Origin of the sequence: Corallococcus sp. AB030 (genome assembly GCF_003668965.1) — a bacterium.
In the GTDB taxonomy this organism is placed as follows: Bacteria; Myxococcota; Myxococcia; order Myxococcales; family Myxococcaceae; genus Corallococcus; species Corallococcus exiguus.
Genome location: NZ_RAWQ01000066.1, coordinates 1 through 22,649 on the forward strand (window position 1 = coordinate 1; position 22,649 = coordinate 22,649).

Annotated in this window: 21 protein-coding genes; 14 read left to right on the plus strand and 7 right to left on the minus strand. The window is 69.4% G+C overall.

Annotated elements, in window-relative coordinates; all coding sequences use genetic code 11:
- Together D7Y15_RS17605 and D7Y15_RS17610 are read left to right on the plus strand one after the other, a co-directional pair.
- Positions 1–653: DnaJ domain-containing protein (locus D7Y15_RS17605; RefSeq protein ID WP_233604990.1), on the plus strand; the 653-nt coding region annotated here is incomplete at its 5' end.
- A 21-nt stretch (positions 654–674) separates the two neighbouring features.
- Complete coding sequence (locus tag D7Y15_RS17610) at positions 675–1,439, plus strand: CvpA family protein (RefSeq protein ID WP_121753314.1); 765 nt, start codon at positions 675–677, stop codon at positions 1,437–1,439.
- On the opposite strand, the gene clpX is transcribed toward D7Y15_RS17610, so the two are convergent.
- Positions 1,429–2,505, minus strand: coding sequence for an ATP-dependent Clp protease ATP-binding subunit ClpX (clpX, locus tag D7Y15_RS17615; RefSeq protein WP_121753315.1), 1,077 nt, complete (start codon positions 2,503–2,505; stop codon positions 1,429–1,431). The genes D7Y15_RS17610 and clpX overlap by 11 nt on opposite strands.
- 237 nt (positions 2,506–2,742) lie before the next feature.
- Here clpX and speA point away from each other — a divergent pair, with 237 nt between their 5' ends.
- Positions 2,743–4,749, plus strand: a complete 2,007-nt coding sequence (speA, locus tag D7Y15_RS17620) for a biosynthetic arginine decarboxylase (RefSeq protein WP_120577340.1) — start codon at positions 2,743–2,745, stop codon at positions 4,747–4,749.
- Between the two features lie 13 nt (positions 4,750–4,762).
- On the opposite strand, the gene D7Y15_RS17625 is transcribed toward speA, so the two are convergent.
- The 3 genes from D7Y15_RS17625 to D7Y15_RS17635 all read right to left on the minus strand — a co-directional run bounded on the left by D7Y15_RS17625 (position 4,763) and on the right by D7Y15_RS17635 (position 7,103).
- Complete coding sequence (locus D7Y15_RS17625; RefSeq protein ID WP_121753316.1) at positions 4,763–5,290, minus strand: hypothetical protein; 528 nt, start codon at positions 5,288–5,290, stop codon at positions 4,763–4,765.
- Between the two features lie 115 nt (positions 5,291–5,405).
- A complete protein-coding gene (locus D7Y15_RS17630) occupies positions 5,406–5,834 on the minus strand; it encodes an OsmC family protein (protein ID WP_120594623.1) in 429 nt (142 codons plus the stop codon).
- A 45-nt stretch (positions 5,835–5,879) separates the two neighbouring features.
- Entirely contained in the window at positions 5,880–7,103 is a 1,224-nt protein-coding gene (locus D7Y15_RS17635) for a deoxyhypusine synthase family protein (protein ID WP_121753317.1), read from the minus strand.
- Between the two features lie 194 nt (positions 7,104–7,297).
- On the opposite strand from D7Y15_RS17635, the gene D7Y15_RS17640 reads away from it, so the two are divergent.
- A complete protein-coding gene (locus D7Y15_RS17640; RefSeq protein ID WP_120577344.1) occupies positions 7,298–8,128 on the plus strand; it encodes a PHP domain-containing protein in 831 nt (276 codons plus the stop codon).
- Here the strand turns inward: D7Y15_RS17640 and D7Y15_RS17645 are convergent, their stop codons facing one another.
- Entirely contained in the window at positions 8,129–9,679 is a 1,551-nt protein-coding gene (locus D7Y15_RS17645) for a methyl-accepting chemotaxis protein (protein ID WP_120577345.1), read from the minus strand.
- A 258-nt stretch (positions 9,680–9,937) separates the two neighbouring features.
- On the opposite strand from D7Y15_RS17645, the gene D7Y15_RS17650 reads away from it, so the two are divergent.
- Positions 9,938–10,306 carry an NADH-quinone oxidoreductase subunit A gene (locus tag D7Y15_RS17650; RefSeq protein WP_120577346.1) on the plus strand — a complete coding sequence of 123 codons (369 nt, stop codon included), beginning with the start codon at positions 9,938–9,940 and terminating at the stop codon, positions 10,304–10,306.
- Between the two features lie 9 nt (positions 10,307–10,315).
- Positions 10,316–10,879, plus strand: coding sequence for an NADH-quinone oxidoreductase subunit B (locus D7Y15_RS17655; RefSeq protein WP_120566535.1), 564 nt, complete (start codon positions 10,316–10,318; stop codon positions 10,877–10,879).
- An 85-nt stretch (positions 10,880–10,964) separates the two neighbouring features.
- Here D7Y15_RS17655 and D7Y15_RS17660 read toward each other — a convergent pair whose 3' ends face one another.
- Together D7Y15_RS17660 and D7Y15_RS17665 are read right to left on the minus strand one after the other, a co-directional pair.
- Entirely contained in the window at positions 10,965–11,333 is a 369-nt protein-coding gene (locus D7Y15_RS17660) for a PaaI family thioesterase (RefSeq protein WP_171808294.1), read from the minus strand.
- Entirely contained in the window at positions 11,323–13,506 is a 2,184-nt protein-coding gene (locus tag D7Y15_RS17665; RefSeq protein ID WP_121753318.1) for a sulfatase-like hydrolase/transferase, read from the minus strand. The genes D7Y15_RS17660 and D7Y15_RS17665 overlap by 11 nt, the downstream gene beginning before the upstream one ends.
- Before the next feature lie 158 nt (positions 13,507–13,664).
- Here D7Y15_RS17665 and D7Y15_RS17670 point away from each other — a divergent pair, with 158 nt between their 5' ends.
- The 8 genes from D7Y15_RS17670 (at position 13,665) to D7Y15_RS17705 (ending at position 22,642) form a co-directional block, all read left to right on the plus strand.
- Positions 13,665–14,939 carry an adenylate/guanylate cyclase domain-containing protein gene (locus tag D7Y15_RS17670; protein WP_121753319.1) on the plus strand — a complete coding sequence of 425 codons (1,275 nt, stop codon included), beginning with the start codon at positions 13,665–13,667 and terminating at the stop codon, positions 14,937–14,939.
- 173 nt (positions 14,940–15,112) lie between these two features.
- Positions 15,113–15,631, plus strand: a complete 519-nt coding sequence (locus D7Y15_RS17675; RefSeq protein WP_120566563.1) for an NADH-quinone oxidoreductase subunit C — start codon at positions 15,113–15,115, stop codon at positions 15,629–15,631.
- Positions 15,632–15,644: 13 nt separating this feature from the next.
- On the plus strand, positions 15,645–16,904 hold the full coding sequence (nuoD, locus tag D7Y15_RS17680) for an NADH dehydrogenase (quinone) subunit D (RefSeq protein ID WP_120577350.1): 1,260 nt from the start codon (positions 15,645–15,647) through the stop codon (positions 16,902–16,904).
- Complete coding sequence (locus D7Y15_RS17685) at positions 16,901–18,793, plus strand: 2Fe-2S iron-sulfur cluster-binding protein (RefSeq protein WP_121753320.1); 1,893 nt, start codon at positions 16,901–16,903, stop codon at positions 18,791–18,793. The genes nuoD and D7Y15_RS17685 overlap by 4 nt, the downstream gene beginning before the upstream one ends.
- A 2-nt stretch (positions 18,794–18,795) precedes the next feature.
- Entirely contained in the window at positions 18,796–20,241 is a 1,446-nt protein-coding gene (locus D7Y15_RS17690; protein WP_121753321.1) for a complex I subunit 1 family protein, read from the plus strand.
- A gap of 27 nt (positions 20,242–20,268) precedes the next feature.
- The gene (locus D7Y15_RS17695) at positions 20,269–21,021 is read left to right on the plus strand and encodes an NADH-quinone oxidoreductase subunit I (protein WP_120577353.1); all 753 of its coding nucleotides are present in this window, start codon (positions 20,269–20,271) and stop codon (positions 21,019–21,021) included.
- 173 nt (positions 21,022–21,194) lie between these two features.
- Positions 21,195–21,557: a ferredoxin gene (locus D7Y15_RS17700; protein WP_121753322.1), complete on the plus strand. Its 363-nt coding sequence runs from the start codon at positions 21,195–21,197 to the stop codon at positions 21,555–21,557.
- Between the two features lie 17 nt (positions 21,558–21,574).
- Complete coding sequence (locus D7Y15_RS17705; RefSeq protein WP_158629066.1) at positions 21,575–22,642, plus strand: S9 family peptidase; 1,068 nt, start codon at positions 21,575–21,577, stop codon at positions 22,640–22,642.
- Positions 22,643–22,649: the final 7 nt, after the last annotated feature.

Here is a 22,649-nt window from a genome sequence, read left to right on the forward strand (position 1 = left end):
CGCCGACGCCAGCGCCCGTGGCCCCGCCGCGTCCTCCCGCCGCCAGCACGCCTCCGCCGCCGCCCGCCGCCGCGGGGGGCCCGGCCCTCAGCCCGGAGCAGCTCGCGGACCTGGAGTCGCGCTGCGCGAAGCTCGACCAGCTGGACTACTTCGAGCTGCTCGGCCTGGAGCGCACCGCCGTCCCCGGCGACATCAAGAAGGCCTTCTACAAAGAGAGCCGCGTCTACCACCCGGACCGCTTCTTCCAGCTGGAGTCCAAGGCCCTCAAGGACCAGGTGAACGAGCTCTACAAGCGCGTCACCGAGGCCTATTACGTCCTGCGCGACGACACCAAGCGCAAGAAGTACCTCTCCGACATCGCCAGCCCGGACCGCGCGCAGAAACTGCGCTTCACCGACGCCTCCGAGTCCGAAACGAAGGCCGCCGCGAAGAAGGAGCAGGAAGAGCAGATCGGCACCCACCCCAAGGGCCGTCAGTTCTACACCCAGGCCCAGAAGGACCTGGAGTCCGGCAACCCTTCCGCCGCGGAGCGCAACCTCAAGATGGCGCTCACCTACGAGCCCGCCAACGCCCGCTACAAGGAAGCCCTCGCGGAAGCCCAGAAGCAGACCGCGGACAAGTCCAAGGGCGATTCCTCGTTCAAGATCCGCTAGCGGCCCCCAGGAGCCCACCCCATGGTCATCGACCTCATCCTCCTGGGCATGGTGCTGTTCTTCGGCATCCTCGGCGCCCTCTCCGGCGCCGCCCGTCAGGTGGCCAACTCCGTGGGGCTCGCTGCGGGCTACTTCGTCTCGCGCAAGCTCGCGCCCCTCGCCGGCCCCAAGCTCGCCGTAGCGCTGGGCTCACCGCTGCTCATCGGGACGCTCTTCGGCACGGTGCTCCTCTTCGTCGTCACGTGGCTCACCGTGCGCTACGCCCTGGGCGCGCTGCTGCTGCGCTTCCTCTCCGGCAGGGACTCCGACGAGCGCGGCCTGGACCGCACCCTGGGCTTCGTGCTCGGCGGAGGAAAGATGGCGGCCCTGTTCTGGGTCTGCCTGAGCGCGCTGACGTTCATGGAGCAGCACGTCGTCATCGCCGGCAAGCGCTGGGGCGTGGCCCCCAAGGACTCCGTCGCGTTCGACATGTCCCGCCGCTTCAACCTCTTCGAGCTGACCCAGTTCGCCCCGCTGGAGGACCTGGTCCAGGTGGCCCAGGCCGCGCACGACCCCGCCAAGGCGAAGAAGCTCCAGGAGGACCCCGCCTACAAGGCGCTGCGCAAGGACCCGCGCTTCCAGCTCGCGCTGTCGCACCGGGACCTGCAGGACGCGCTGGAGCGCGGCGACACGCGGGCCCTGTTGCGCAACGACGTGGTGCTCCAGCTCATCCAGGATCCGCAGGCGGCGGCACGGCTGGGCGCCGCCGCCCGGGCCTCCGAGAAGCCAACGCCCGCTAAGCGTTGAGCTCCACGTCGTCCAGCGCCGCGAGCCGCGCCTTCACGAACTCCGCGTCCACCGTCACGTGGCGGTGCTTGCGCTCCGGCGCCTCGAACATGATGTCCGACATCACGTGCTCCAGGATGGAGCGCAGGCCGCGAGCTCCCAGCCCGCGCGACATGGAATAGCGCACCACCTCCCGCAGGCCACTCTCCGGGAACTCCAGCTCAATCTCATCCAGCGCCAGCAGCTCCTTGAACTCGCGGGTGATGGCATCCGGAGGCTCGGTGAGCACGCGCAACAGGTCGGACTCGCCCAGCCGCTCCAGCTGCACCATCACCGGCATGCGGCCCAGGAACTCCGCCATCATCCCGAAGTCCACCAGCTGCTTCGTGGAGATGCGCTTCTCCTTGCGCTTCGCCCCGAACGCATCCGCGCCAAAGCCCATGGCCCGGCCGCCCTCGTCGCCGAAGTCGTGCAGGTCACTGAACGTGCCCGCGCAGATGAAGAGGATGTCGCGCGTGTCCACCTGCACGAAGTCACTCTTGTTCCACGCCTGCGTGACATTCATGGGCACGTGCACCTCGCGCCCTTCCAGGAGCTTCAGGAGCGACTGCTGCACGCCCTCACCGCCGATGTCGCGGCTGCCCGCGCCGTTGCGGGCGCCCTGGGTGCGGCGGGCAATCTTGTCCACCTCGTCGATGAAGATGATGCCTCGCTGGGTGTCCTCCACGGAGTGGTTCGCCTTGAAGAGCAGGTCGGACACCATCACCTCCACGTCCTTCCCGTAGTAGCCCGCCTCCGTGTACTCGGTGGCGTCCACGGTGGTGAACGGGACCTGGAGGATCTCCGCCAGGTTGCGCGCGATGTGCGTCTTGCCGCTGCCCGTGGGGCCAATGAGCAGGATGTTGGACTTCTTGATGAGGGACTGCCGGCGCATCCGCCGCGCCTGGATGCGCTTGAGGTGGTTGTGCGCGGCGATGGCCACCGCTCGCTTCACGACGTCCTGGCCGATGACGTACCTGTCCAGCCGTTCGAAGATCTCCCGCGGGGTCAGTGGCGCTGCCTCTTCCCTGCGTGCGGACGACTCCATGTACCCTCCCCTTCTCTCCACTCGACCTCCCTGCGCTGCCCAGGTGGAAGGGTAGGAATTGGATGCTGACCGGCCCACCGGGGCTAGAGCCCGGAATGGGGCCCCTGCTCGCCTGCTTGCCCTGGGAACAGGCGGCTATTGAATGGATGGGGCGTTTCCGATAGTCCGGCCCCCCTCCCGTGTTCATGGGAGTTTCCACACCCCCGCCGCGCGCTCCACCGGAGGCACGAAACAACGATGGCCGCTCCCTCCCCTCAGCACCGCTGGACCCTGGCCGATGCTCATGAGCTGTACGGCATCCGCAACTGGGGCTCGCCCTACTTCGGCATCAACGACAAGGGCCACGTGTGCGTCCACCCGGACGGGCCCGCCGCTCCGAGCATGGACCTCAAGGAGCTGGTGGACGAGGTCCGTCGCCGGGGCATCGGTCTGCCGCTGCTCCTGCGCTTCACGGACGTGCTGCGCCACCGCGTGGTGCACCTGAACAACGCGTTCAAGAAGGCCATCGCGGATCAGGGCTACAAGGGCCTGTACCGGGGCGTGTACCCCATCAAGGTGAACCAGCACCGCTACGTGGTGGAGACCATCATCGAGGCGGGCAAGGAGTACACCTACGGCCTGGAGGCCGGCAGCAAGCCGGAGCTGCTCGCCGTGATGGCGCTGCTGGACAGCGAAGACGCGCTCGTCATCTGCAACGGCTACAAGGACGAGGAGTACATCGAGACGGCGCTCTTCTACTCGCGCCTGGGCCGCAACGTCATCCTGGTGGTGGAGAAGCCCAGCGAGCTGCCCCTCATCGCGGAGGTGGCGCGCCGCACGGGCATCACGCCGCGGCTGGGCATGCGCGTGAAGCTGTCCACGCGCGGCGCCGGCAAGTGGGAAGCGTCCGGCGGTGACCGGTCCAAGTTCGGCCTGTCCTCTTCGGAGCTGATGAACTGCATCAGCTTCATGAAGGACGCGGGCCTGCTGTCCTCCTTCGAGCTGCTTCACTTCCACCTGGGAAGCCAGATCTCCAACATCCGCAACGTGAAGAACGCGCTGCGCGAGGTGGGCTGCTTCTACGTGGAGGTGGCTCGCCAGGGCGCGCCGCTGAAGTACCTGGACGTGGGCGGCGGCCTGGGCGTGGACTACGACGGCTCCCAGACGAACTTCGCCTCCTCCATGAACTACACGACGGAGGAGTACGCCAACGACGTCGTCTTCGGCGTGATGGAGGCGTGCGACCGCGCGGGCGTGCCGCACCCCACGCTCGTCTCCGAGTCCGGCCGCGCCGTCGTGGCGCACCACGCGGTGCTGGTGGTGGACGTGCTGGGCACCAGCGAGTTCGACCCGTCCCAGACGCCCGACAAGGTGGACGACAAGGCGCCCTCCGTGGTGCGCAACCTCTATTCGACGTTCCGCGAGGTCACGAACAAGAACGTCATCGAGGCCTTCCACGACGCGCAGGACGCCAAGGAGGAGAGCCTCCAGCTGTTCTCCCTGGGCCACCTGTCGCTGGAGCAGCGCGTGGCGGCGGAGAACCTCTACTGGGCCATCTGCCACAAGATTTTGCGCGTGGCGCGCGAGGCCGGGGAGATTCCGGAGGAGCTGGAGGCGCTGGAGAAGCAGCTGTCGGACACGTACTTCTGCAACTTCTCCGTGTTCCAGTCGCTGCCGGACTCGTGGGCCATTGATCAGCTCTTCCCGATGATGCCCATCCACCGTCTGGCGGAGAAGCCGACCCGGCGCGCGACGCTGGCGGACATCACCTGCGACTCGGACGGGAAGATCGAGCACTTCATCGACAAGCGCGAGGTGAAGGACGCGCTGGAGCTGCACGCGCTCAACAGCGACGACTACTACCTGGGCATCTTCCTGGTGGGCGCGTACCAGGAGATCCTGGGCGACCTGCACAACCTCTTCGGAGACACGCACACGGTGCAGGTGTCGCTGGCTCCGGGCGGCGGCTACCTCATCGACCACGTCGTCGCCGGGGACACCGTGACGGAAGTGCTCAACTACGTGAGCTACAACAAGGACGACCTCGTCGCGAAGCTGCGCAAGTTCACGGAGCTGGCGCTGCGCCAGGGACGCATCACCCTGGACGAGTCCCGCAACCTGCTGCGCGTCTACGAGGACGGCCTGTCCGGCTACACGTACCTGGAGCGCGAGGTGGACGCGACGTTCACCTCCGCCAGCCAGCTGCGCCTGCTGCCCGGCCCCGAGAACGGGGCGCGCACGCCCGTGACGCCCTCGGGGACCTGAAGTCCCTGACGGCTCAAGCCTCCGTCGGGACCGGTGCCTGTTCGCCGGTCTCGACGGATGTGTCGCTGAACGCGGTCTCCGTCGCGCGAAGGCGCAGCGTCTGGAGCGTCTCCAGCTGCCCGTCGGCGCGCTCGGCGAGGAAGGCGAAGTCGAACCGCGCCAGACGCGGCTCCTTCGCGGCCACCTTCGCCAGGCTCCTCCACATGGACACGCGTCCGTGGGAGCCCACGCACAGGCCCTCCAGCTCCACCAACCGGCTCAACGGTGAGTAGCGCAGCCAGGAGCCGTTGAGCTTCAGGCGCGACAGCTTCTCCGTCAGCCACGCGCCGCCCACCTTCAGCGGATCCACGCGCGCCTCCACCGAGGACATCACCGACAGCAGCGTGGCGCGGTCCTGCTCCAGCAGCGGAATCAGCGTGGCCAGGTACTGGCCCACCGCATTGCTGCGGTTCTCGCGCTCGGTCCGCTTCGCGAGATCCAACCCCACGGTGGAGCCCAGCAGGTGGTCGTTGAGATAGATGCCCAGTCGCTTCAGATTCATGCCGAGTGCCCCTCCCCCGAGGCATCAGAGAACTTCTCGAGGGTGGGCACGGCGGCCACTTGCCGCACGCGGGGCTCGGAGGGCGGGCAGCCGACCGAGCCCCCTTACGACTGCTTCAGTCCGGATAGCCGAACGACGCCGTGACCTTCACGTCCGGGTGGAGGCTGCGCGCCACGGGACACTCGTGGGCGATCTTCTCCAGCATGGCGCGGTGCTCCGGCACGAGGCCGGCCGGCATCAGGATGGAAATCACCAGCTCGCCAATCTTGCGCGGCGGCGGGGTCATCCGCTTCTCCACCGTCGCGCGCACCTCGCCCAGGGTGATGCCCTCCTTGCCGGCCACCAGGTGCATGGTCGTCACGACACAGGACGCCAGCGCCGTGGCCACCAGGTCCGTGGGGGAGAAGCTGCCGCCGGTGCCGCCGTTGTCCTTCGGCGCCTCCGTGGGCAACGTCGCGCCGGACGGACCGTGCGTCACCTGCGTCTTCAGCTGGGGAGCACTCACCAGGGACATCACCACACCCGTCGCGGGCTGCTGACTCATCACCTTCTCCTTGGGACCTGAGGCCTGGGTTGGAAGAACTGCGCTCTAACGCACGAAGCTGTCGTGGGCCTTCGCATCCTTCTTGGAGGAGGGCGCGGCTTCCTCGACGCTCCAGTCCAGCGTCTTCATCAGCGACTTGCTGCGCTTCTTGACGTCCGCGTCCAGGAACTTCACCGCGTCGTCCATCTTGTCCATCAGGCGCATGGGCTTGCGCTTGTTCTTGGGCTCGCTGAACAGCGCGTGCGTGAGCCAGGGGAACACCGCCGTCACGTCGCAGTGCACGTACATGGAGCCCGTCTCCACCGCCTCCACGGACACCTTGCCCCAGGTGTGGCCCTCACCGGCCGGGCAGCTGGACAGCGCGCCGTTGTCCACCGGGTCCACGCAGAACTGCACGTCGATGTCGAAGCCCGACGTGGGGACGTTCAGGATCTGGTCGAGCAGCGGCTCGCCCTGGAGCGTGTAGTTCTTGGGCACGCCGCCGCCCAGGATCCAGATGGCCAGCTTCCCGCTGCCGTTGTGGCGGCAGTAGTGCTGCATGGCGGCCATGGAATAGACGTCGTCGTTGATGTCGAGCTCGAACTTGAACTCGTCGCCCAGCAGGCGCTTCAGCTTCACGACGTTGAGGAAGATGGAGCCGTCCTGCACCGCGCCCACCCAGATGGGCACACCGTGCTTGTAGCAGGTGGACAACAGCGACGGCTGCTTCACGCCCAGCTGCTTCTCGATGCCGTAAATGGCCTTGCCCAGGAGGTAGTGGAACTCCGGGGTGGTCATCTTCCGCTGGAACTGCGGCTGCCGGAGGATGGCGGAGAAGAGGCGGTCGGTGTCGAGCAGCGCCTCTTCCCAGAAGCCCAGGTCGTAGATGCGGATGATGCGCGCCAGGCGGTACTGGAGGTCACCCGCGTTGGGGTTCACCTCGCGGATGCCGTGACCGATGATGCGGTGGGCGTCGTGGTAGAGGTTGGCGCCCGTGGTGGTGATGGCGGAGATGATGCCCTTCTCCACCAGCGGGATGAGGCAGGACTGGTGCAGGCCCGCGGGTGTCATGGCACCCGACAGCGTGAGGAAGATGGACGCGTCCTGCTGCACGGACTGCTGCATCAGCTCGAACGCGGTGCGCTCCTGGCGGCCCACGTAGGCGCTGAAGGCGTGCGCGAGCAGCTCCGTCGGCTTCTCCTTGCCGGTGATGGGGCGCGGATCCGCCTTGCGCGCGTTCGCGTAGGCGGCGCGAAGGGTGGACTTCTTCGGGGTCGGGGTCTTGGCCATGGCGCGGCGATCTAGCACCGCCGGCCTGCCAAGGGGAGGCCCGGCTCCAACCCCGCCCTCCCCTGGGGCCGCCACCGGACAGGAACAAACCCCTCGCCGTGCGGATTCACACAGGGCCCGCTCTTCCGGCCCCTTCCCATGGGGACATGGCGTAAGAGTGCCCGCCTCGCCGCCCTCCGGAGGGTTCCACCGCCGTGATCGACCTGCATTCGCACACCACCGCCAGTGACGGCCAGTACCCGCCCTCGGAGCTGGTGGCGAGAGCCGCCGCCGCGGGCGTCACCGTCCTGGCCGTGACGGACCACGACACGGTGGCGGGGCTCCACGAAGCCCGGCAGGCCGCCGCAACGCATGGTGTCGAGCTGGTGCCCGGCATCGAGCTGTCCGCCTTCGTCTACGGCAAGGAGGCCCACATCCTGGGCCACTTCCTGCGCCCGGAGGACCCGGACCTCGCGCGCTTCGCGGACCGGCTGCGCGACGAGCGCACCCACCGCATGGAGGCCATGGTGGCCCGCCTGAGGGAGCTGGGCTTTCCAGTGCGCATGGAGCAGGTGCGCAAGGTGGCCGGGGACGCGCAGCTGGGGCGGCCCCACCTGGCGCGGGTGCTGGTGGATCAGGGCTGGTGCATCGACGTGAAGGCCGCGTTCGACCGCTTCCTGGGCACGGGCCGCGCGGCGTGGGTGGAGCGCTTCAAGCTGGACGGCGCGGAGGCCATCCGGCTCATCCGCAACGCGGGCGGCACCGCGACGCTGGCCCACCCCAGCTCCTCCAAGATGGAGCGCTCGGAGATTCAAGCGCTGGCGAAGGCGGGCCTCTCCGGCCTGGAGATCCTCAGCGTGGCCCACAACCCCTCGGTGCGGCAGAAGTACCTGGCGCTCGCGGCGGAGCTCGACCTGGTGCCCACCTTCGGCAGTGACTTCCACGGAGAGGCGGTGGCGCCCGACCACCGCCTGGGCGTCGCGGCCATGTCCCCGGAGCTGTTCCAGAAGCTGCGCGCACGCGCGCCTTCGTCCCGGCCCGTCTGACTACGGCCGGGGCTGGGCCTTGAAACGGCTCGTCACCGCGGTGAGGCCTTCGGCCACGGCCTGGAGGTCCTGGGCGATGCGGGTGGTGCGGCCGGTGGCGTCCACGCCCTGCTTCACCAGGTCCGCCACGTTGCGCGCGCCCTGCACCGCCTGCTCGCTGGACTGACGCTGCTGGCGGGTGGCGATGGTGATCTGCCGCGCCGCCTCGCTGGTGCCGCGCGCCAGCTCCACGATGCGCAGGAAGACGGCGGAGGCCTGCTCGGCCACCTCCACGCCCCGGTCGCTCGTCGCCATGCCCACGCGGGCCTTGGACGCGGCCTCCTCGCCGGAGTCCTGCACCTTCTCCACGATGCGGGCGATGTCGCGCGCGGACACGGACACGTTCTCCGCCAGCTTGCGCATCTCCGCGGCCACCAGAGAGAAGCCCCGGCCCACGTCGCCCGCCTTGGTGCCCTCCAGCGCCGCGTTGAGCGCCAGCAGGTCGCTTCGCTCCGCCACCTGGTTGATGACCTGGGCGATCTTGGAGACCTGCTGCAAATCCTTGTTCAGCCCCACGATGGCGTCCGCCACGCCCTTGGACTCCGTGCGGATGTCGTTGATGCCGCCCACCACCTGCGCCACCACCGCCATGGCCTCCGCCACCGCGTCATGGGTGCGCCGCGCGCTGGACTCCACCACCTCCGTGGACGAGGAGATCTGCTCGGCGGTGCGGGAAAGCTCCTCGAACGTGGCGGCGATCTGCTGCGCGTACGCGGCCTGCTGGCTGATGACGTGCTCCTGATCCGCAGAGGCCCCCATCAACCCGCGAGACGCGCTGGACAGCTGTTCGGTGCGCGTGACGAGTTCCATCACCGTGGAGCGCAGCGTGCTCAGCATCTCGTTGAAGGAGGTGGCCATCTGCCGCACCTCGCCAGCGGCGGACACGTCCAGCTCGCCCCGGAAGACATCGCCCCGGGCCACTTCACGCGCCACCTGCGTGACGCGCGACACGGGGTCGGCGATGGCGCGGCTGATGATGACGGCCAGCCCCAGGCCCAGCACCGCGGCGCCCAGGTAGCCCATGAGCGAGTAGCCCTCCGTCGCCGCCAGCGCCGCCTTCACCTCGTGGGTGCCGAAGCCCGCGCGGTACACGAGGCCATTGCTCTCACAGCGCACCACGACCTGATCCGAATCCGTCAGCCGAGCCACCGTGCACGCCCCCGGCTTGAGCTCCTTCGGCTGAAGGGACCCTTCCGGCACCTGGCCGCGCACGGCGATCACGGTGCCGTCCGCGCGGGACAGCTCCTGGAACGTCAGCGTGAAGCCGCCGGATTCGACCTGGTTGAAGACCTCGTCGCGGCGCGCGCGGGCGTCCGGCGCCGTTTCAGGCAGCGCGAGCGAGGGGTGCCGCACCACCAGCGTCCCCAGCGTCACCGCCCTGCCGGCGAGCACTTCCAGGCCCGCCGCCTTCTGCCGCGCGGGGAAGTACACCCCGGTGAAGAACACCACCGCGAGGCACGGAAGCAGCACCGCGATCGCCACCTGCATCCGCAAGGTCAGCCGGCCCCACATGTCGACGACTCCCCAGGCGATGAAGGCAGAAAGGACAGCCCGCAGACGCTAGGCGTGGTTTCCCCACAGCGTCAAACGAGCCCCGGTCCAGGTCCGGGAGCCGCGGGGCGGACACGGGCGCCCGCTGATCCACCGCCCGTCCGGGAGCAGGCGTCCGGGCAGCGCGGTTTCGGCCGTCATCTCAAGGGGTTGGCGGGCCCGGCGCGGGGGTGTTTCCCTTTGACACGACGCCAGCGGTGTCGTTAGGGTCCGCGCCCGATGACAACACCCCTCGCCCCGTACCTGCCGATGGCGGTGGTGCTCCTGCTGGCCGGTGTCATGGGGATGATCATCCCCCAGGTCACCACCCGGCTGGGCCCCAAGCGCCCGAGCAGCACCAAGTCGGCCCCCTTCGAAGCAGGCTCCGAGTCGAGCGGTCCCGCTCGCCAGCGCTTCGCCGTGAAGTTCTACGTCATCGCACTGCTCTTCATCGTGTTCGACGTGGAAGCGGTGTTCCTGTACCCCTGGGCAGTGAACTTCCAGGCGCTCGGCTGGTTCGGCTACGTGGAGATGCTGGTTTTCGCGTCGACCCTGCTCGTGGGCCTTATCTACGTCTGGAAGAAGGGCGCTCTCGACTGGGAGAGCTGAGACATCACCATGGCTGACACCGACATCGCGCCGATCATGACCACCCGCCGGGACGAAGCCATGGGCTTCTTCCAGAAGCTGGTGTCCAAGGGCCTGGGCTGGGCCCGCAAGTACTCGCTGTTCACCTACCCGTACGCCACCGCGTGCTGCGGCATGGAGTACATGTCCGTGGCCGCCAGCCGCCACGACATCTCGCGCTTCGGCGCGGAGTTCCCGCGCTTCTCGCCGCGCCAGGCGGACCTGCTGATGGTGGTGGGCACCATCAACCTGAAGCAGGCCCCCATCCTCAAGCGCGTCTACGAGCAGATGACCGAGCCCAAGTGGGTCGTGTCCTTCGGCGTGTGCGCGTCCTCCGGCGGCTTCTACGACAACTACGCGGTGCTCCAGGGCATCGACCGCATCATCCCGGTGGACGTCTACATCCCCGGCTGCCCGCCGCGCCCGGAGCAGGTGCTGGACGGTCTGATGCTGCTGCAGGACAAGATCGGCAACCAGGTGCACCGGCTGCGCGACCCCGGCGAGCCCAACGAGACCGCGGCGCACCACGCCCGCATGCTCGCCGCCGGCAAGTAGTCACACCGCTTTCGCGTCACCCCACGGGCCCCGCGCCGCCTCTCACGAAGAGGCCGGTGACGGGGCCCGAGGCGTTTTTTGGGGCCTACCAGCGGTGGTACGCGGGGTGGCCTTCCTTCACGGCGACGAAGGTGCCCCGGCAGGTGGCCGTCACCTTGCCATTCTCCCCGGTGAGGGTGCCCTCCACGACGACGCGGTCACCCTCGATGGACACAGGCTTCGCGGACAGGTGCACGGGGCCCATGGGCGTGGGGCGCTTGAGCACGATGGCGTAGTCGGCGGTGACGGTGCACGGCGGAGTGGTCGCGCCCTGCGCCTTCATCAGGTGGTACGCCGCCGTCCAGTTGCAGTGGCAGTCCAGCAGCGCGCCGATGATGCCGCCGTTGAGCACGCCCGGGAACGCCTGGTGGTGCTCCTCAGGAGTCCAGTCCGCGACGACGAGGTCACCCTCCACGCGGCTGCGGATGCGCAGCCCCTTGGGGTTGGCCGGGCCACACCCGAAGCAGGCGTTGTGGGGGGCGTACGTTTCCTGGAGGCCGCGAGTCGTTTCGGTCGTCGACATGGCCGGCGACTCTACGTGAGGCGGACTCCGGTGCGCGCTCCGTCGCGTCGTCCAGCCAGTCCGCCAGCGCTCGCGCGTCCGCCCCTTCACAGTCACCCATGCAGGTGCGGCGCACGCTGCCATCCGCCTGCGGCCGGTCCACCACCCAGCGCTGGCCATCGAAGGCGCCGGTGTCCTTCTCACGCAGCACCGCCGTGCCCGCGTCGTCACCCATCTCCACCACGCCGTCCGGGCGCAGGCGGTACGCGTCGAAGGTGCGCGGCGCGCCCGGCCAGTGGCCCGGGTCGAACACCTCCGGACTCACGTGCGTGTAGCCCGTCTCCGCGTACAGCGGGGTGAGCGGACGCCCCTCGCCACGCAACAGCGGCCCGAGCGACGCCCCGTCAGACTCCGGCAGCGCGGACAGACCGGACAGCTCCAGCAGCGTGGGGCCCACGTCCACCAGCCGCGCCAGCGCGTCCACCTGCGCCGGGCCCGCGCCACGGCCGCCAGGCATCTTCACCGCGAGCAGGATGCGGTTCTCCTCGTCACCCAGCCGGGCCCCGTGCACGGACGTCGCGCCCGCCAGGTCCGGCCGGTCCGCGTGGAAGCTCTCGCCGTGGTCGGACATCAGCACGATGAGCGCGTCGTCGTAGCGCCCGGAGGCCCGCAGCGCGTCCAGCAGCGTCCCCACCTGCGCGTCCGCCTGCGCGATCAGCTCGTCGTAGAGCCCCTCCGCGCCCGCGCGGTTCCACGCCCCCTTCGCTCCCGGGCTCACCGGCGCGAAGTGCATGCGCAGCCGGCGCTCCAGCGGCTCGGAGGAGGACACGTAGCGGCGGTAGAACGGGTACACCGGGTCGCCCGGGAAGTGCGCCGCCGTGGCGTGGAAGGCGAAGAGCAGCGGCCCCTCCCCTGCTTCCGCCACGAGCCCGTCCGACAGCCGCCGGGCATAGCCCATGGGGTCGTGGATGCCGGCCAGCGCGCGGTTGTCGATGAACTCGGGCACCCACGCGGCGCCGGCCGGGTTGTCCGCGAACAGGCCCAGCGCCCGGTAGCGCAGCTTCTCCAGCGCGAAGTTGATCGCGCCGCGCGGAGGCTGCCAGCGCCTGGCGAAACCGGAGGCTGGGCCCTCGAAGTGGAAGCGCGAGCAGTCCGTGGCGAACACCGTGCGCCACCCGGCGTCCGTGAAGCGCTGCGCGAAGGTGGGCGCCAGCACGAGCCGCGCGTCAGGCGTCAGCGGGTAGCGCACGCCCGTGCGGTACGGCCAGCGCGCGGTGAGCAGCGAACGCCACGCGGGCTCCGTCTGCGCCACCGGCGTGTAGGCCTGGGTGAAGAGCGTCGCGTCCTGGAGGAAGCGCTCGACCTGGGGCGCGACGCCATGCCCCGTCGCGCCCAGCCGATCCGGCCGGAACGCGTCGATGCCGATGAGCACAACCAGCGGCTGCCGGACGGAGGGCACCACCCGGCGCACCGTCACCGCCACCGCCAGCACCACGACGACGCCCGCCACCCCCGCCCACGCGGCGCGCTCCGCCCGGAGAGGCGCCGGGCCACCAGAGGCCACGAACCGCCGCAACCCCCGGGCGCCGCGCCACGCCAGCACGGCCAGATGGACCGCCACCCACGCCCCGGCCGCCGCGCGCGCCTGCCACGGCTCTCCGTGATCCACCAGCCACGCCAGCACCGGCCGCACCGCCGGCAGGTCGTCAAAGAGGGCGGGCCGCGCGAGCGCCCGGTCCCAGGCCCAGAACAGCAGCAGCCCCACCCAGTGCGGCACCATCAACGCCAGCGCCACCCATCCACCCCGCCGCGTCCAGGCGGAAGTCAGCACCGCCGCGCCAAGCCCCAGCAGGCCGCCCGCCACCATGTACACGGCGACCACGCGCAGGATGACGCCGGGCAGCAACGGCCGGACCGCCGCCGCCAGCGCCGCGTAGGGGCCGTCCAGCGGGATGTCCACGCCCACCACGCCCGCCTTGAGCAGCCAGACGGTCTCGGCGGCGAAGAGCAGCAGCCCCAACAGGGAGCCAAGGGCCAGGCGCCCCGAGGCGGCACGGAAGAAGGAGGCGACGGTCCGCACGGACATGCCTCCAGCCTCTACCCCGTCCGGGCATTTCCATGCCAACTCTGTGTTCTTCCGGGCTTTCAGGGAACACCTGATGTGCATGTCACACACTGTCGGTGCAAGATGGCGTCTTACTGTTCCTGACCGCCGCTTCCCTCGGCCCGGGGGGGCCCACTCCCATGTCATCCAGCGCCACGCCCAGCGACAGCCTGCAGGAGTCCGTCCGGCGCGCGCTCGACATGGAACGGCAGTCCAATGGACGGCACCTGGCATGGGTCCGGCTGGGCGCGGTGGGCGTGCTGTTCTCCATGGCCGTGTACCTGGGCCGGGTGCGCGAGCTGCACGACTGGGACGTCTATCTGGCGCCCTTCGCGCTGTACCTCGTGTGCACCACCCTCGTGGCCGTGGCGGTGACGGCCTCCGCGCGCATCGCCCGCTGGGCGTCACTGTCCGTCGCGTTCGTGGACGTACCCGCCGTGTACTGGCTGCAGCACCTGTCGCTGCCGGTGTCCCCGTCGCCGGGTGGCGTGGCCGGCTTCACGCTGGGCATCTTCGCGGCGCTCGTGCTGCTGTCCGCGCTGAGCCTGAGGCGGCCCGTCACCCTGCTCGTCACGGTCATCGCCATCCTCGCGGAGGTGGAGCTCCAGCGTCAGGCCTCCATCGGCGGAGGCGCGCAGGTGGCCGGCGCGGTGATGCTGGCCATGACGGCCGCGGGTGCCTCCCGACTCCTCCAACGCATCCGATTCCTGTCCGCCGCGGTCACCCAGGAGGAGCTCCAGCGCGCCCGGCTGGGCCGCTACTTCTCCCCCGCCGTCGCCGAGCGGCTCCAGGACCGCGACTCCCCCGTCCCGGAGCTGCGCGAGGTGTCCGTCCTCTTCGCGGACGTCCGCGACTTCACCTCCTTGAGCGAACGGCTGCCACCCGAGCAGGTGGTCACCATCCTCAACGAGTACTACGGCCGCATGGTGGAGGTGGTGTTCCGCCACGGCGGCACGCTCGACAAGTTCATCGGGGACGCACTGATGGTGTACTTCGGCGCCCCGCTGCCGGACGCACACCACGCCCGGAGCGCCACCCGGTGCGCGCTGGACATGGTGCGCGAGCTGGAAGCCGTCAACGCCGAGCGCGCCGCCAGGGGAGAACCCGGCCTGCGCATGGGCGTGGGCGTGCACACGGGGCCGGTGGTGCTGGGCAACATCGGCTCGCCGTTCCGGCGCCTGGAGTACACGGCCATCGGCGACACGGTGAACCTGGCCAACCGCATCGAGCGGCTGACCAAGGGCTTCGGGGTGCCGGTGCTTGTCTCCCAGGCGACCCGCGAGCAAGCGGGTGACGCCTTTCGCTGGGCCCCCGCCCCTACCGCGCTCGTCCCCGGCAAGAGCCAGCCGGTGGTGACATTCATCCCCGAGCCCGCCGAGGACGCCCCGGTGCTGGGCCCGGACGTGGCCGCCTGAGCCCTTCCGGCCGCCGTGCCCAGGCAGGCAGGGGGTGGATCGCGACGCGGGCTGCTGAACCACCTAAGTGGCCTACACGGTTGAGGGTTTACGTTGACGCCTCACGCGAACGGTCCTTATAAAGCCGCGGTTTCCTCTGTCGTAGATCGAGGCCCCCCTTGAGCATTTTCGCGTTGGACCGGGTCGCCGCCCAGTTCCCCGAAGCGGTCGCGGAGCGCTATGTCGACCGCGCCGGCGGAGCCTGGGCCGTCATTCATGCGGAGTGGCTTCCGAAGGTCGCCACCTTCCTGAAGATGGACCCCGAGCTGGACTTCAAGCTGTTCGGCTCCGCGGACGCCGTGGATCGCCTGCACCTGGCGGAGAGTGATCCGCGCTTCGAGGTCGTCTACTTCCTCTATTCGCTCAAGCGGAAGGAGCACGTGCGCCTGAAGGTGCGCGTGACCGAGACCCGCCCGGAGCTGCCCTCCCTCACGCCGCTGTACCGCGGCGCCAACTGGTGGGAGCGGCTGGTGTTCGACTTCTACGGCATCCGCTTCACGGACCACCCGGACCTGCGCCGCATCCTCCTGTACGACGAGTTCCAGGGTCACCCCCTGCGCAAGGACTACGCGCTGCGCGACCGCCAGCCGCTGATCCCCGAGCGCCCCATCAAGGACATCTTCCGCGGCCCCGGCACCAGCGGCATCGCCTGATCGAGACCTCACCATGGCCGACAGCCACAACACCGACGCGCAGAAGCCCCACAACCCCGACACCGATGGGCTCGCCCACGAGGAGTCGGAGCTGGAGTCGCACTTCCAGACGAAGAACATGGTCATCAACATGGGCCCCTCCCACCCGGCCACGCACGGCACCGTGCGGCTGAAGGTGGAGCTCGAGGGTGAGACCATCGTCAAGATCGACCCGGAGATCGGCTTCCTCCACCGCGGCTTCCAGAAGAGCTGCGAGAACGTCACCTGGACGCAGTGCCTGCCGTACACGGACCGGCTCAACTACCTGTCCGCGATGATGAACAACTTCGGGTTCCTCAACGCCGTGGAGAAGCTCATCGGCCTGGAGATCCCGGAGCGCGCCCAGTACATCCGCGTCATCGGCAGCGAGCTGCACCGGCTCACCGACCACCTGACGTGCGTAGGCGCCACCGGCCTGGAGATGGGCGGCTTCGCGCCGTTCCTCTACGGCATGGAGGCCCGCGAGCTCATCCAGGACCGCGTCACGGAGCTCACCGGCGCGCGCCTCACCACCAGCTTCGGCCGCGTGGGCGGCATGAACCGCGACCTGCCGGAAGGCTGGTCGGAGAAGGTTCGCAAGACGCTGGACCGCACCGAAGAGCTGCTCGTGGAGATGGACGGGCTGCTCACGCGCAACCGCATCTTCGTGGACCGCACCAAGGGCACCGGCGTCATCTCCGCCGAGGACGCCATCGACTACGGGTGGACGGGCCCCGCGCTGCGCGCGTGCGGCGTGGATCACGACCTGCGCAAGGTGCAGCCGTACTGGGTCTACGACCGCTTCGACTTCGAGGTGGTGGTCGGCGAGCACGGCGACAACTACGACCGCTACCTCGTGCGCCTGGAGGAGATGCGGCAGTCCATCAAGATCATCCGCCAGGCCCTCGACACCATCCCCGCGGGTCCCATCATCGTGGACGACTGGCGCATCGCGCTGCCGCCCAAGCCTGAGGTGTACGGCACCATCGAAGGCGTGATGGCGCACTTCAAGCTGGTGATGGAGGGCATCCAGGTGCCCCCCGGTGAAGTCTATGACGCGACGGAAGCGTCCAACGGCGAGCTGGGCTGGTACCTGGTGAGCGACGGTCGCGGCCGGCCGTACAAGGTCCACGTGCGCGCCCCGGGCTTCCCGGTGCTGGCGGCGCTGCCGCACATCATCCAGGGCAAGATGCTCGCGGACCTCGTTCCCACCTTTGACACCATCAACATGATCGGCGGCGAGGTCGAGCAGTGAGCGACAACGACACGAAGAAGCCCACCGGTGACGCGCAGACGCCCCCCAAGGGCGCGCCCACCGACACGCCCGCGGCCAAGATTGGCTCGGAGCCGTCCAACCCGCCCGCCGGCGCGAAGCTGGACAATCCGCCCGCGGCCGCCAGCGGCCCCACCGGTACGCCTCCGCCCAAGCCGGCGGCGCCTCCGGCCGGTGGCCCTCCGCCCAAGCCGCAGCCCAAGAACCCGGGCTTCGTGACGGCGGTCATCGACGGACGCGAAGTCGTGGTGAAGCCGGGGACGAACATGATCGAGGCGGCCAAGTCGGTCGGCTCGGAGATCCCCTACTACTGCTACCACCCGCGCCTCTCCATCGCGGCCAACTGCCGCATCTGCCTCATCGAGGCGTCCAACGCGCCCAAGCTCGTCCCCGCCTGCCAGACGCCCATGGCCGAGGGTCAGGTCATCAAGACCACGACCCCCAAGGTCAAGGAGCAGCAGCGCGCGGTGATGGAGTTCCTGCTGCTGAACCACCCGGTCGACTGCTCCATCTGCGACCAGGCCGGTGAGTGCAAGCTGCAGGACTACTACATGAAGTACAACTACAAGCCCTCGCGCCTGGAGGGCACCAAGGCTCTCAAGCACAAGCGCAAGGTGCTGGGGCCTCACGTGGTGCTGGATCAGGAGCGCTGCATCATCTGCACGCGCTGCGTCCGCTTCATGAACGAGATCCCGAAGGAGCCGCAGCTGGGCGTCTTCGGCCGTGGCAGCCACGAGCGCATCGACGTCTTCCCGGGCAACGAGCTGAACAGCAACTACTCGCTGAACACCGTGGACGTGTGCCCGGTGGGCGCGCTGCTCTCCCGCGACTTCCGCTTCAAGGCGCGCTCCTGGTTCCTGTCCGCCACGCCGTCCGTCTGCACGGGCTGCTCGCGCGGCTGCAGCATCTCCGCGGACTGGATGTCCCAGGACACCTACCGCTACCGCCCGCGTGAGAACGAGGCCATCAACAAGAGCTGGATGTGCGACCAGGGCCGCCTGTCGTACAAGGACCTGAACGTGGGCCGCGTGCTGTCCGCCCGCGTGGGCCGCGGCCTGCAGGCCCCCGGCACGGTGCAGCCGGTGCTCACGCGCAAGGACGCCGCGCTCGGCGCGGTCAAGGCGCTCAAGCCGCTCGCGGGCTCCAAGCAGCTCGCGGTGCTGGCCTCGCCGCTCGCGTCCAACGAGGACCTGCTCGCGGGCCTGACGTTCGCCAAGACGGTGCTGGGCGTCACCAGCGTGTTCGTGGGCGGCCGGCCCCAGGGCAAGGCGGACCACTACCTGATGACGGCGGACAAGAACCCCAACCGCCAGGGCCTGGCGCTCATCGCCAAGGGCCTGGGGCTGTCGCTCAAGGGCTTCGAGGAGCTCACCCCCGCCATCAACGCGGGCCAGGTGAAGGCGCTCTACGCGGTGGGCACGGAAGTCCCCACGGACGCGGCCGCCTTCGCGGAAGTCGCCGCGAAGCTGGAGGTGTTCGTCGCCCAGGCGCAGAACGAGTCCCCGGTGACGGCGCAGGCCACGGTGCTGCTGCCCGCTTCGGCGCACATCGAGGACGAGGGCACGTTCACGCAAGCGGACGGCATCACCCAGCGCTTCCGCAAGGCGTACCCCTCCAAGGGGGACGCGGTGCCGCACTGGAAGTGGGCCACGGAGCTGACGCGCGAGCTGGGCGGCGAGGCCGCCGCGGCTTCCGCGCGCGACGTGTGGCGGGCGCTCTCCGGGCAGGTGTCCGAGTTCGCCGAGTTCAACTGGGACAAGGCCTCTCCGCCGGACCGGGAGAAGCCGGGCATCAATCCGCTGCCGTCGGGAGCCGACGGCCGTCCGCCGGGCTACCGTGAGTTCGGCGCGCCGCGCGTGAGGGGCATCTGACCATGAGCCGTATCCTGACCATGCTGTTCGCCATGGCCTTCATCGTCTTCGCCATCGCTGGCGGAGTGGCCTCGGCGTATCTGGTGGGCTACCTGGCGGAGGAGTACCTCTTCGAGGGTGCCAGCCGCCTGACGAACATCATCTTCCTGATGCTCGTCTTCGTGATGATCACCGCGACGCTGCTCACGCTGGCGGAGCGCAAGTGGTCCGCGTTCATGCAGGACCGCGTGGGCCCCAACCGCGCGCGCCTGTCCGCCATCCCGGGCCTGGGCAACCGCTCCCTGGGCGGCATCCCGCACATCATCACCGACGTGCTGAAGATGCTGACCAAGGAGGACTTCGTCCCCGGCACCGCCAACCGCTTCCTGTTCAACCTGGGCCCCATCCTCGCCTTCGCGCCGGTGTTCGCGCTGTTCGCGGTGGTGCCGGCCGGGCCCACGGTGAACGTGTTCGGCAAGACGGTGGACATGGTCGTCGCCACGCCGGACTTCGGCATGCTGTACCTGCTCGCCATCGCGTCGCTCGCCGTGTACGGCACGTCGCTGGCCGGCTGGTCCTCCAACAACAAGTTCGCGCTGCTGGGCGGCGTGCGCGCCTCCGCGCAGATGATCAGCTACGAGGTGGCGCTGGGCCTGTCGCTGGTGGGCCTGTTCCTGGCCTTCTCCTCCGTGCAGCTGCCCACGCTGGTGGGTGACGTGGGCAACGCGCTCGTGTCCGGCACCGGCCAGGCGAAGTACCTGTGGCGCACGGACGGCGGCTTCGACCTGGGCCTGCCGGCGTGGGGCATCTTCATCCAGCCCCTGGGCTTCATCGCCTTCTTCGTGGCGTCCTTCGCGGAGACCAAGCGCGCCCCGTTCGACGCTCCGGAAGGCGAGTCGGAAATCATCGGCTACTTCGTGGAGTACTCCGGCATGAAGTTCGGCATGTTCATGATCTCCGAGTTCGTGGAGGTCGTGGTGCTGGCCGGCGTGACGGCGTCGCTCTTCTTCGGCGGGCACCACCTGCCCTTCGGCGGCGAGTGGCTGGCGGCGCAGCCCTTCTTCCAGGAGCACGGCTGGGTGTACGGCACGCTGCTGGGCACGGTGTTCTGGATCAAGGTCATCCTGCTCATCTGGGTGCAGCTGGTGATCCGCTGGACCTTCCCGCGCTTCCGTTACGATCAGATCCAGAACCTGGGCTGGAAGATTTTGCTGCCCGTGGGCCTGGCCAACGTGTTCATCAGCGGCGCGCTGGTGCTGTGGGATCCGTCCCTCCAGGCGCTGGGCGTGGTGGGCCTGCTGGAGATCGGCTTCGTGATCGCGCTGACGATGACCTCGGGTTCCAAGGCGGCGGACGCGCACGACGCGGCGCACGGCCATGGGCACGACGCGCACGGCCACGGAAGCGATGCGCACGGCCTGCCGGCGCACGCGGACCCCCACTCCCACTCCCCGGCGGGCGCGCACTAGCGCGGTCCGGAAGCGAGACAAGACACCATGGCGTTCAATGCTTCCCAGGACCCGCGCACGGACCTCCGCGAGCGGATGTACATCCCGGAGCTGCTGCGCGGTCTGGCCATCACGACCAAGCACTTCTTCCGCAACATGTTCGGCACGCGCGACCCCAACCCCCAGGTTGTGGACCGCACGGGCATGAACCTGATGACCACGGTGGAGTACCCGGAAGAGAAGCCCATCTATCCGGAGGGCTACCGCGGTCTGCACCGGCTGGTGCCGCGTGACGACGGCAAGCCGCGCTGCGTGGCCTGCTACATGTGCGCGACCATCTGCCCCGCGCAGTGCATCTACATCGAGGCCGGTGAGTACGAGCACGCGTCCGCGGACTCCGAGTCGGCGGTCATCGAAAAGTACCCCACCCAGTTCGTCATCGACGAGCTGCGCTGCATCGTGTGCGGCCTGTGCGTGGAGGCGTGCCCCAAGGACGCCATCCGCATGGACACGTACATGCACACGCCGTCCGAGTACAACCGGCAGAACTTCGTCTACGACATCCCGAAGCTGCTCAAGGGCCCGCCGGTGTCGCACCCGTCCGACCCGTGGAACAAGCGCGACAGCTCCTCGGAGCCGCACCACGTCCACAAGGAAGCGCACACGCGCGTCGGCGAGGGACACGCGGACCACGGCCACGCCAAGCAGTTGGGCGCGGGCCACGGCCACGCCAAGGCGAGCACCGGGCACGCGGTGGTGACGCAGCAGGGTCCCATCCAGGTGACGAAGTTCATCAAGTAGTCCTTTGTTTCGCACCGCGTGGGGCGGGCCGTCCGCCGCCCCTTCGCACGCATCCCGGCCCGCCTCCTTCCCGCTGGATTGGGAAGGGCGGGCCGAAGCCTTTTCTGGGGGCATGTGGTGATGCTGCACCTCTTCAATGCGCATGGTGCCTGCCTGGCACGGGGAGCCCCGCCGTGAAGCGCTACCGGATGTCGGTGTGCAAGGGCTCCAGCTGCCGCGCGGGCGGCTCGGACGCGGTGCACGTGGCGGCGCGCGAGGCGCTGGCGGAGAAGGGCCTGCAGGCCCGCTGCGAGCTGTACCGGGGCGGCTGCTACGGCTTCTGCCACATGGGGCCCAACGTGGTGGTGCGCGAGGACACGGGCCGCAAGCGAGACCCGCTGTCCCCGGAGGACTACCAGCTCATGGGGTGGCCCGGAGAGGTGTACTACTCCGGGATGACGGCGGAGAAGATGCGCCGCGTGGTCGCCGAACACATCCAGGACGACGTGCCGGTGCGTGAGCTGTTCGGCCAGCCGGACTCTGGCGACGACGACTGATGCTCAGGAGGTGGGCCGTGCTTCGCGCATCCCGTTCTCCCCTCCTCCTGCCGGGTCTCGTGGGCCTGCTGGTGCTGGGTGCGTGTTCGCGGCCCGCGGCCCCGGCGCCCCTGAAGGTGCTCGGCGCGCATGCGGATGCGGACAGCCCCCGCGTCGTGGGCGCGGCGCTCGTCCGGGACGGGGATTCGCGCGAGGAGCTGCTGCGGCGCCATCCCCGTGTCGAGCCCGACGCGGCACTGACGTCCACTCTGAAGGCAATCCTCGCGGACTCCGGGCAGCGTCTGCGATGGAGCGCGGCCCCCTCGGAGGACCTGGAGTGTGACAACGGCGACGTCCGCTTCCGGATCCAGGTGCGGGTACCGCCCGCGTGCCGGGAGCGCGCGTGTCCCGTGCTCGCCTTCTACACAACGGGCTGTCCCCGGCCGGACTACCACTGGCGCCCGGAGTTCTTCCTCCGCGCGGGCTTCATCTTCGCGGAGCCCGCGGTGCGGGGCACCAAATGCTCCGAGGACTGGGCCCGCGCGGACAACGGGCCGCTGCGCGTGGCGGCCGCCACGGACCTGGAGGCCGCCAGCCGCTGCCTGCGCCAGCGCTTCACCCGCGATGGCGTGGTCCCCAGGTTGGGCATCCTCGGGTGGAGCTACGGAGGCAACCAGACGCTGGTGGGCATGACGCGCTTCGCGGGCAGCTACGATGCGGGCTTCGCCTTCGCGGCCAAGACGGACCTGGCCTCATTCCTCTCCCAGACGACGCCAGAGCTGCGCGGTGCCAGGGCCTCCGAATACGGCGATCCGGAGCGGGACGCGGAGCGGCTTCGCGTCATCTCCCCCGTGACCTGGGTGGACCGCGTGGAGGCCCCCATCACCCTGATGCTGGGCGCGAGGGACCCCAAGGTGTCGCTGTCGGACGCGGACGTCTTCGTGCGCAAGCTCCGGGCGAGGGGCCAGGACGCGACCCTGATGATCATCCCCGAGCACGCGCACCTCACGGAACGCCCGGAGGAGATCGCCTTCGAGCACGCCCACCTCCTCCAGTTCTTCACCACGCGCTTCGGCGTGCCCCTGCGGGTGGACACGCAGCCCTGACGGTCTG

Coding starts and splice junctions, on each gene's coding strand:
- speA (WP_120577340.1), top strand. CDS start 2,743: ATGGCCGCTCCCTCCCCTCAGCACCGCTGGACCCTGGCCGATGCTCAT.
- D7Y15_RS17630 (WP_120594623.1), bottom strand. CDS start 5,834: ATGAGTCAGCAGCCCGCGACGGGTGTGGTGATGTCCCTGGTGAGTGCT.
- D7Y15_RS17655 (WP_120566535.1), top strand. CDS start 10,316: ATGGCTGACACCGACATCGCGCCGATCATGACCACCCGCCGGGACGAA.
- D7Y15_RS17670 (WP_121753319.1), top strand. CDS start 13,665: ATGTCATCCAGCGCCACGCCCAGCGACAGCCTGCAGGAGTCCGTCCGG.
- D7Y15_RS17690 (WP_121753321.1), top strand. CDS start 18,796: ATGAGCCGTATCCTGACCATGCTGTTCGCCATGGCCTTCATCGTCTTC.
- D7Y15_RS17625 (WP_121753316.1), bottom strand. CDS start 5,290: ATGAATCTGAAGCGACTGGGCATCTATCTCAACGACCACCTGCTGGGC.
- D7Y15_RS17645 (WP_120577345.1), bottom strand. CDS start 9,679: ATGTGGGGCCGGCTGACCTTGCGGATGCAGGTGGCGATCGCGGTGCTG.
- D7Y15_RS17695 (WP_120577353.1), top strand. CDS start 20,269: ATGGCGTTCAATGCTTCCCAGGACCCGCGCACGGACCTCCGCGAGCGG.
- D7Y15_RS17650 (WP_120577346.1), top strand. CDS start 9,938: ATGACAACACCCCTCGCCCCGTACCTGCCGATGGCGGTGGTGCTCCTG.
- nuoD (WP_120577350.1), top strand. CDS start 15,645: ATGGCCGACAGCCACAACACCGACGCGCAGAAGCCCCACAACCCCGAC.
- clpX (WP_121753315.1), bottom strand. CDS start 2,505: ATGGAGTCGTCCGCACGCAGGGAAGAGGCAGCGCCACTGACCCCGCGG.
- D7Y15_RS17610 (WP_121753314.1), top strand. CDS start 675: ATGGTCATCGACCTCATCCTCCTGGGCATGGTGCTGTTCTTCGGCATC.
- D7Y15_RS17665 (WP_121753318.1), bottom strand. CDS start 13,506: ATGTCCGTGCGGACCGTCGCCTCCTTCTTCCGTGCCGCCTCGGGGCGC.
- D7Y15_RS17635 (WP_121753317.1), bottom strand. CDS start 7,103: ATGGCCAAGACCCCGACCCCGAAGAAGTCCACCCTTCGCGCCGCCTAC.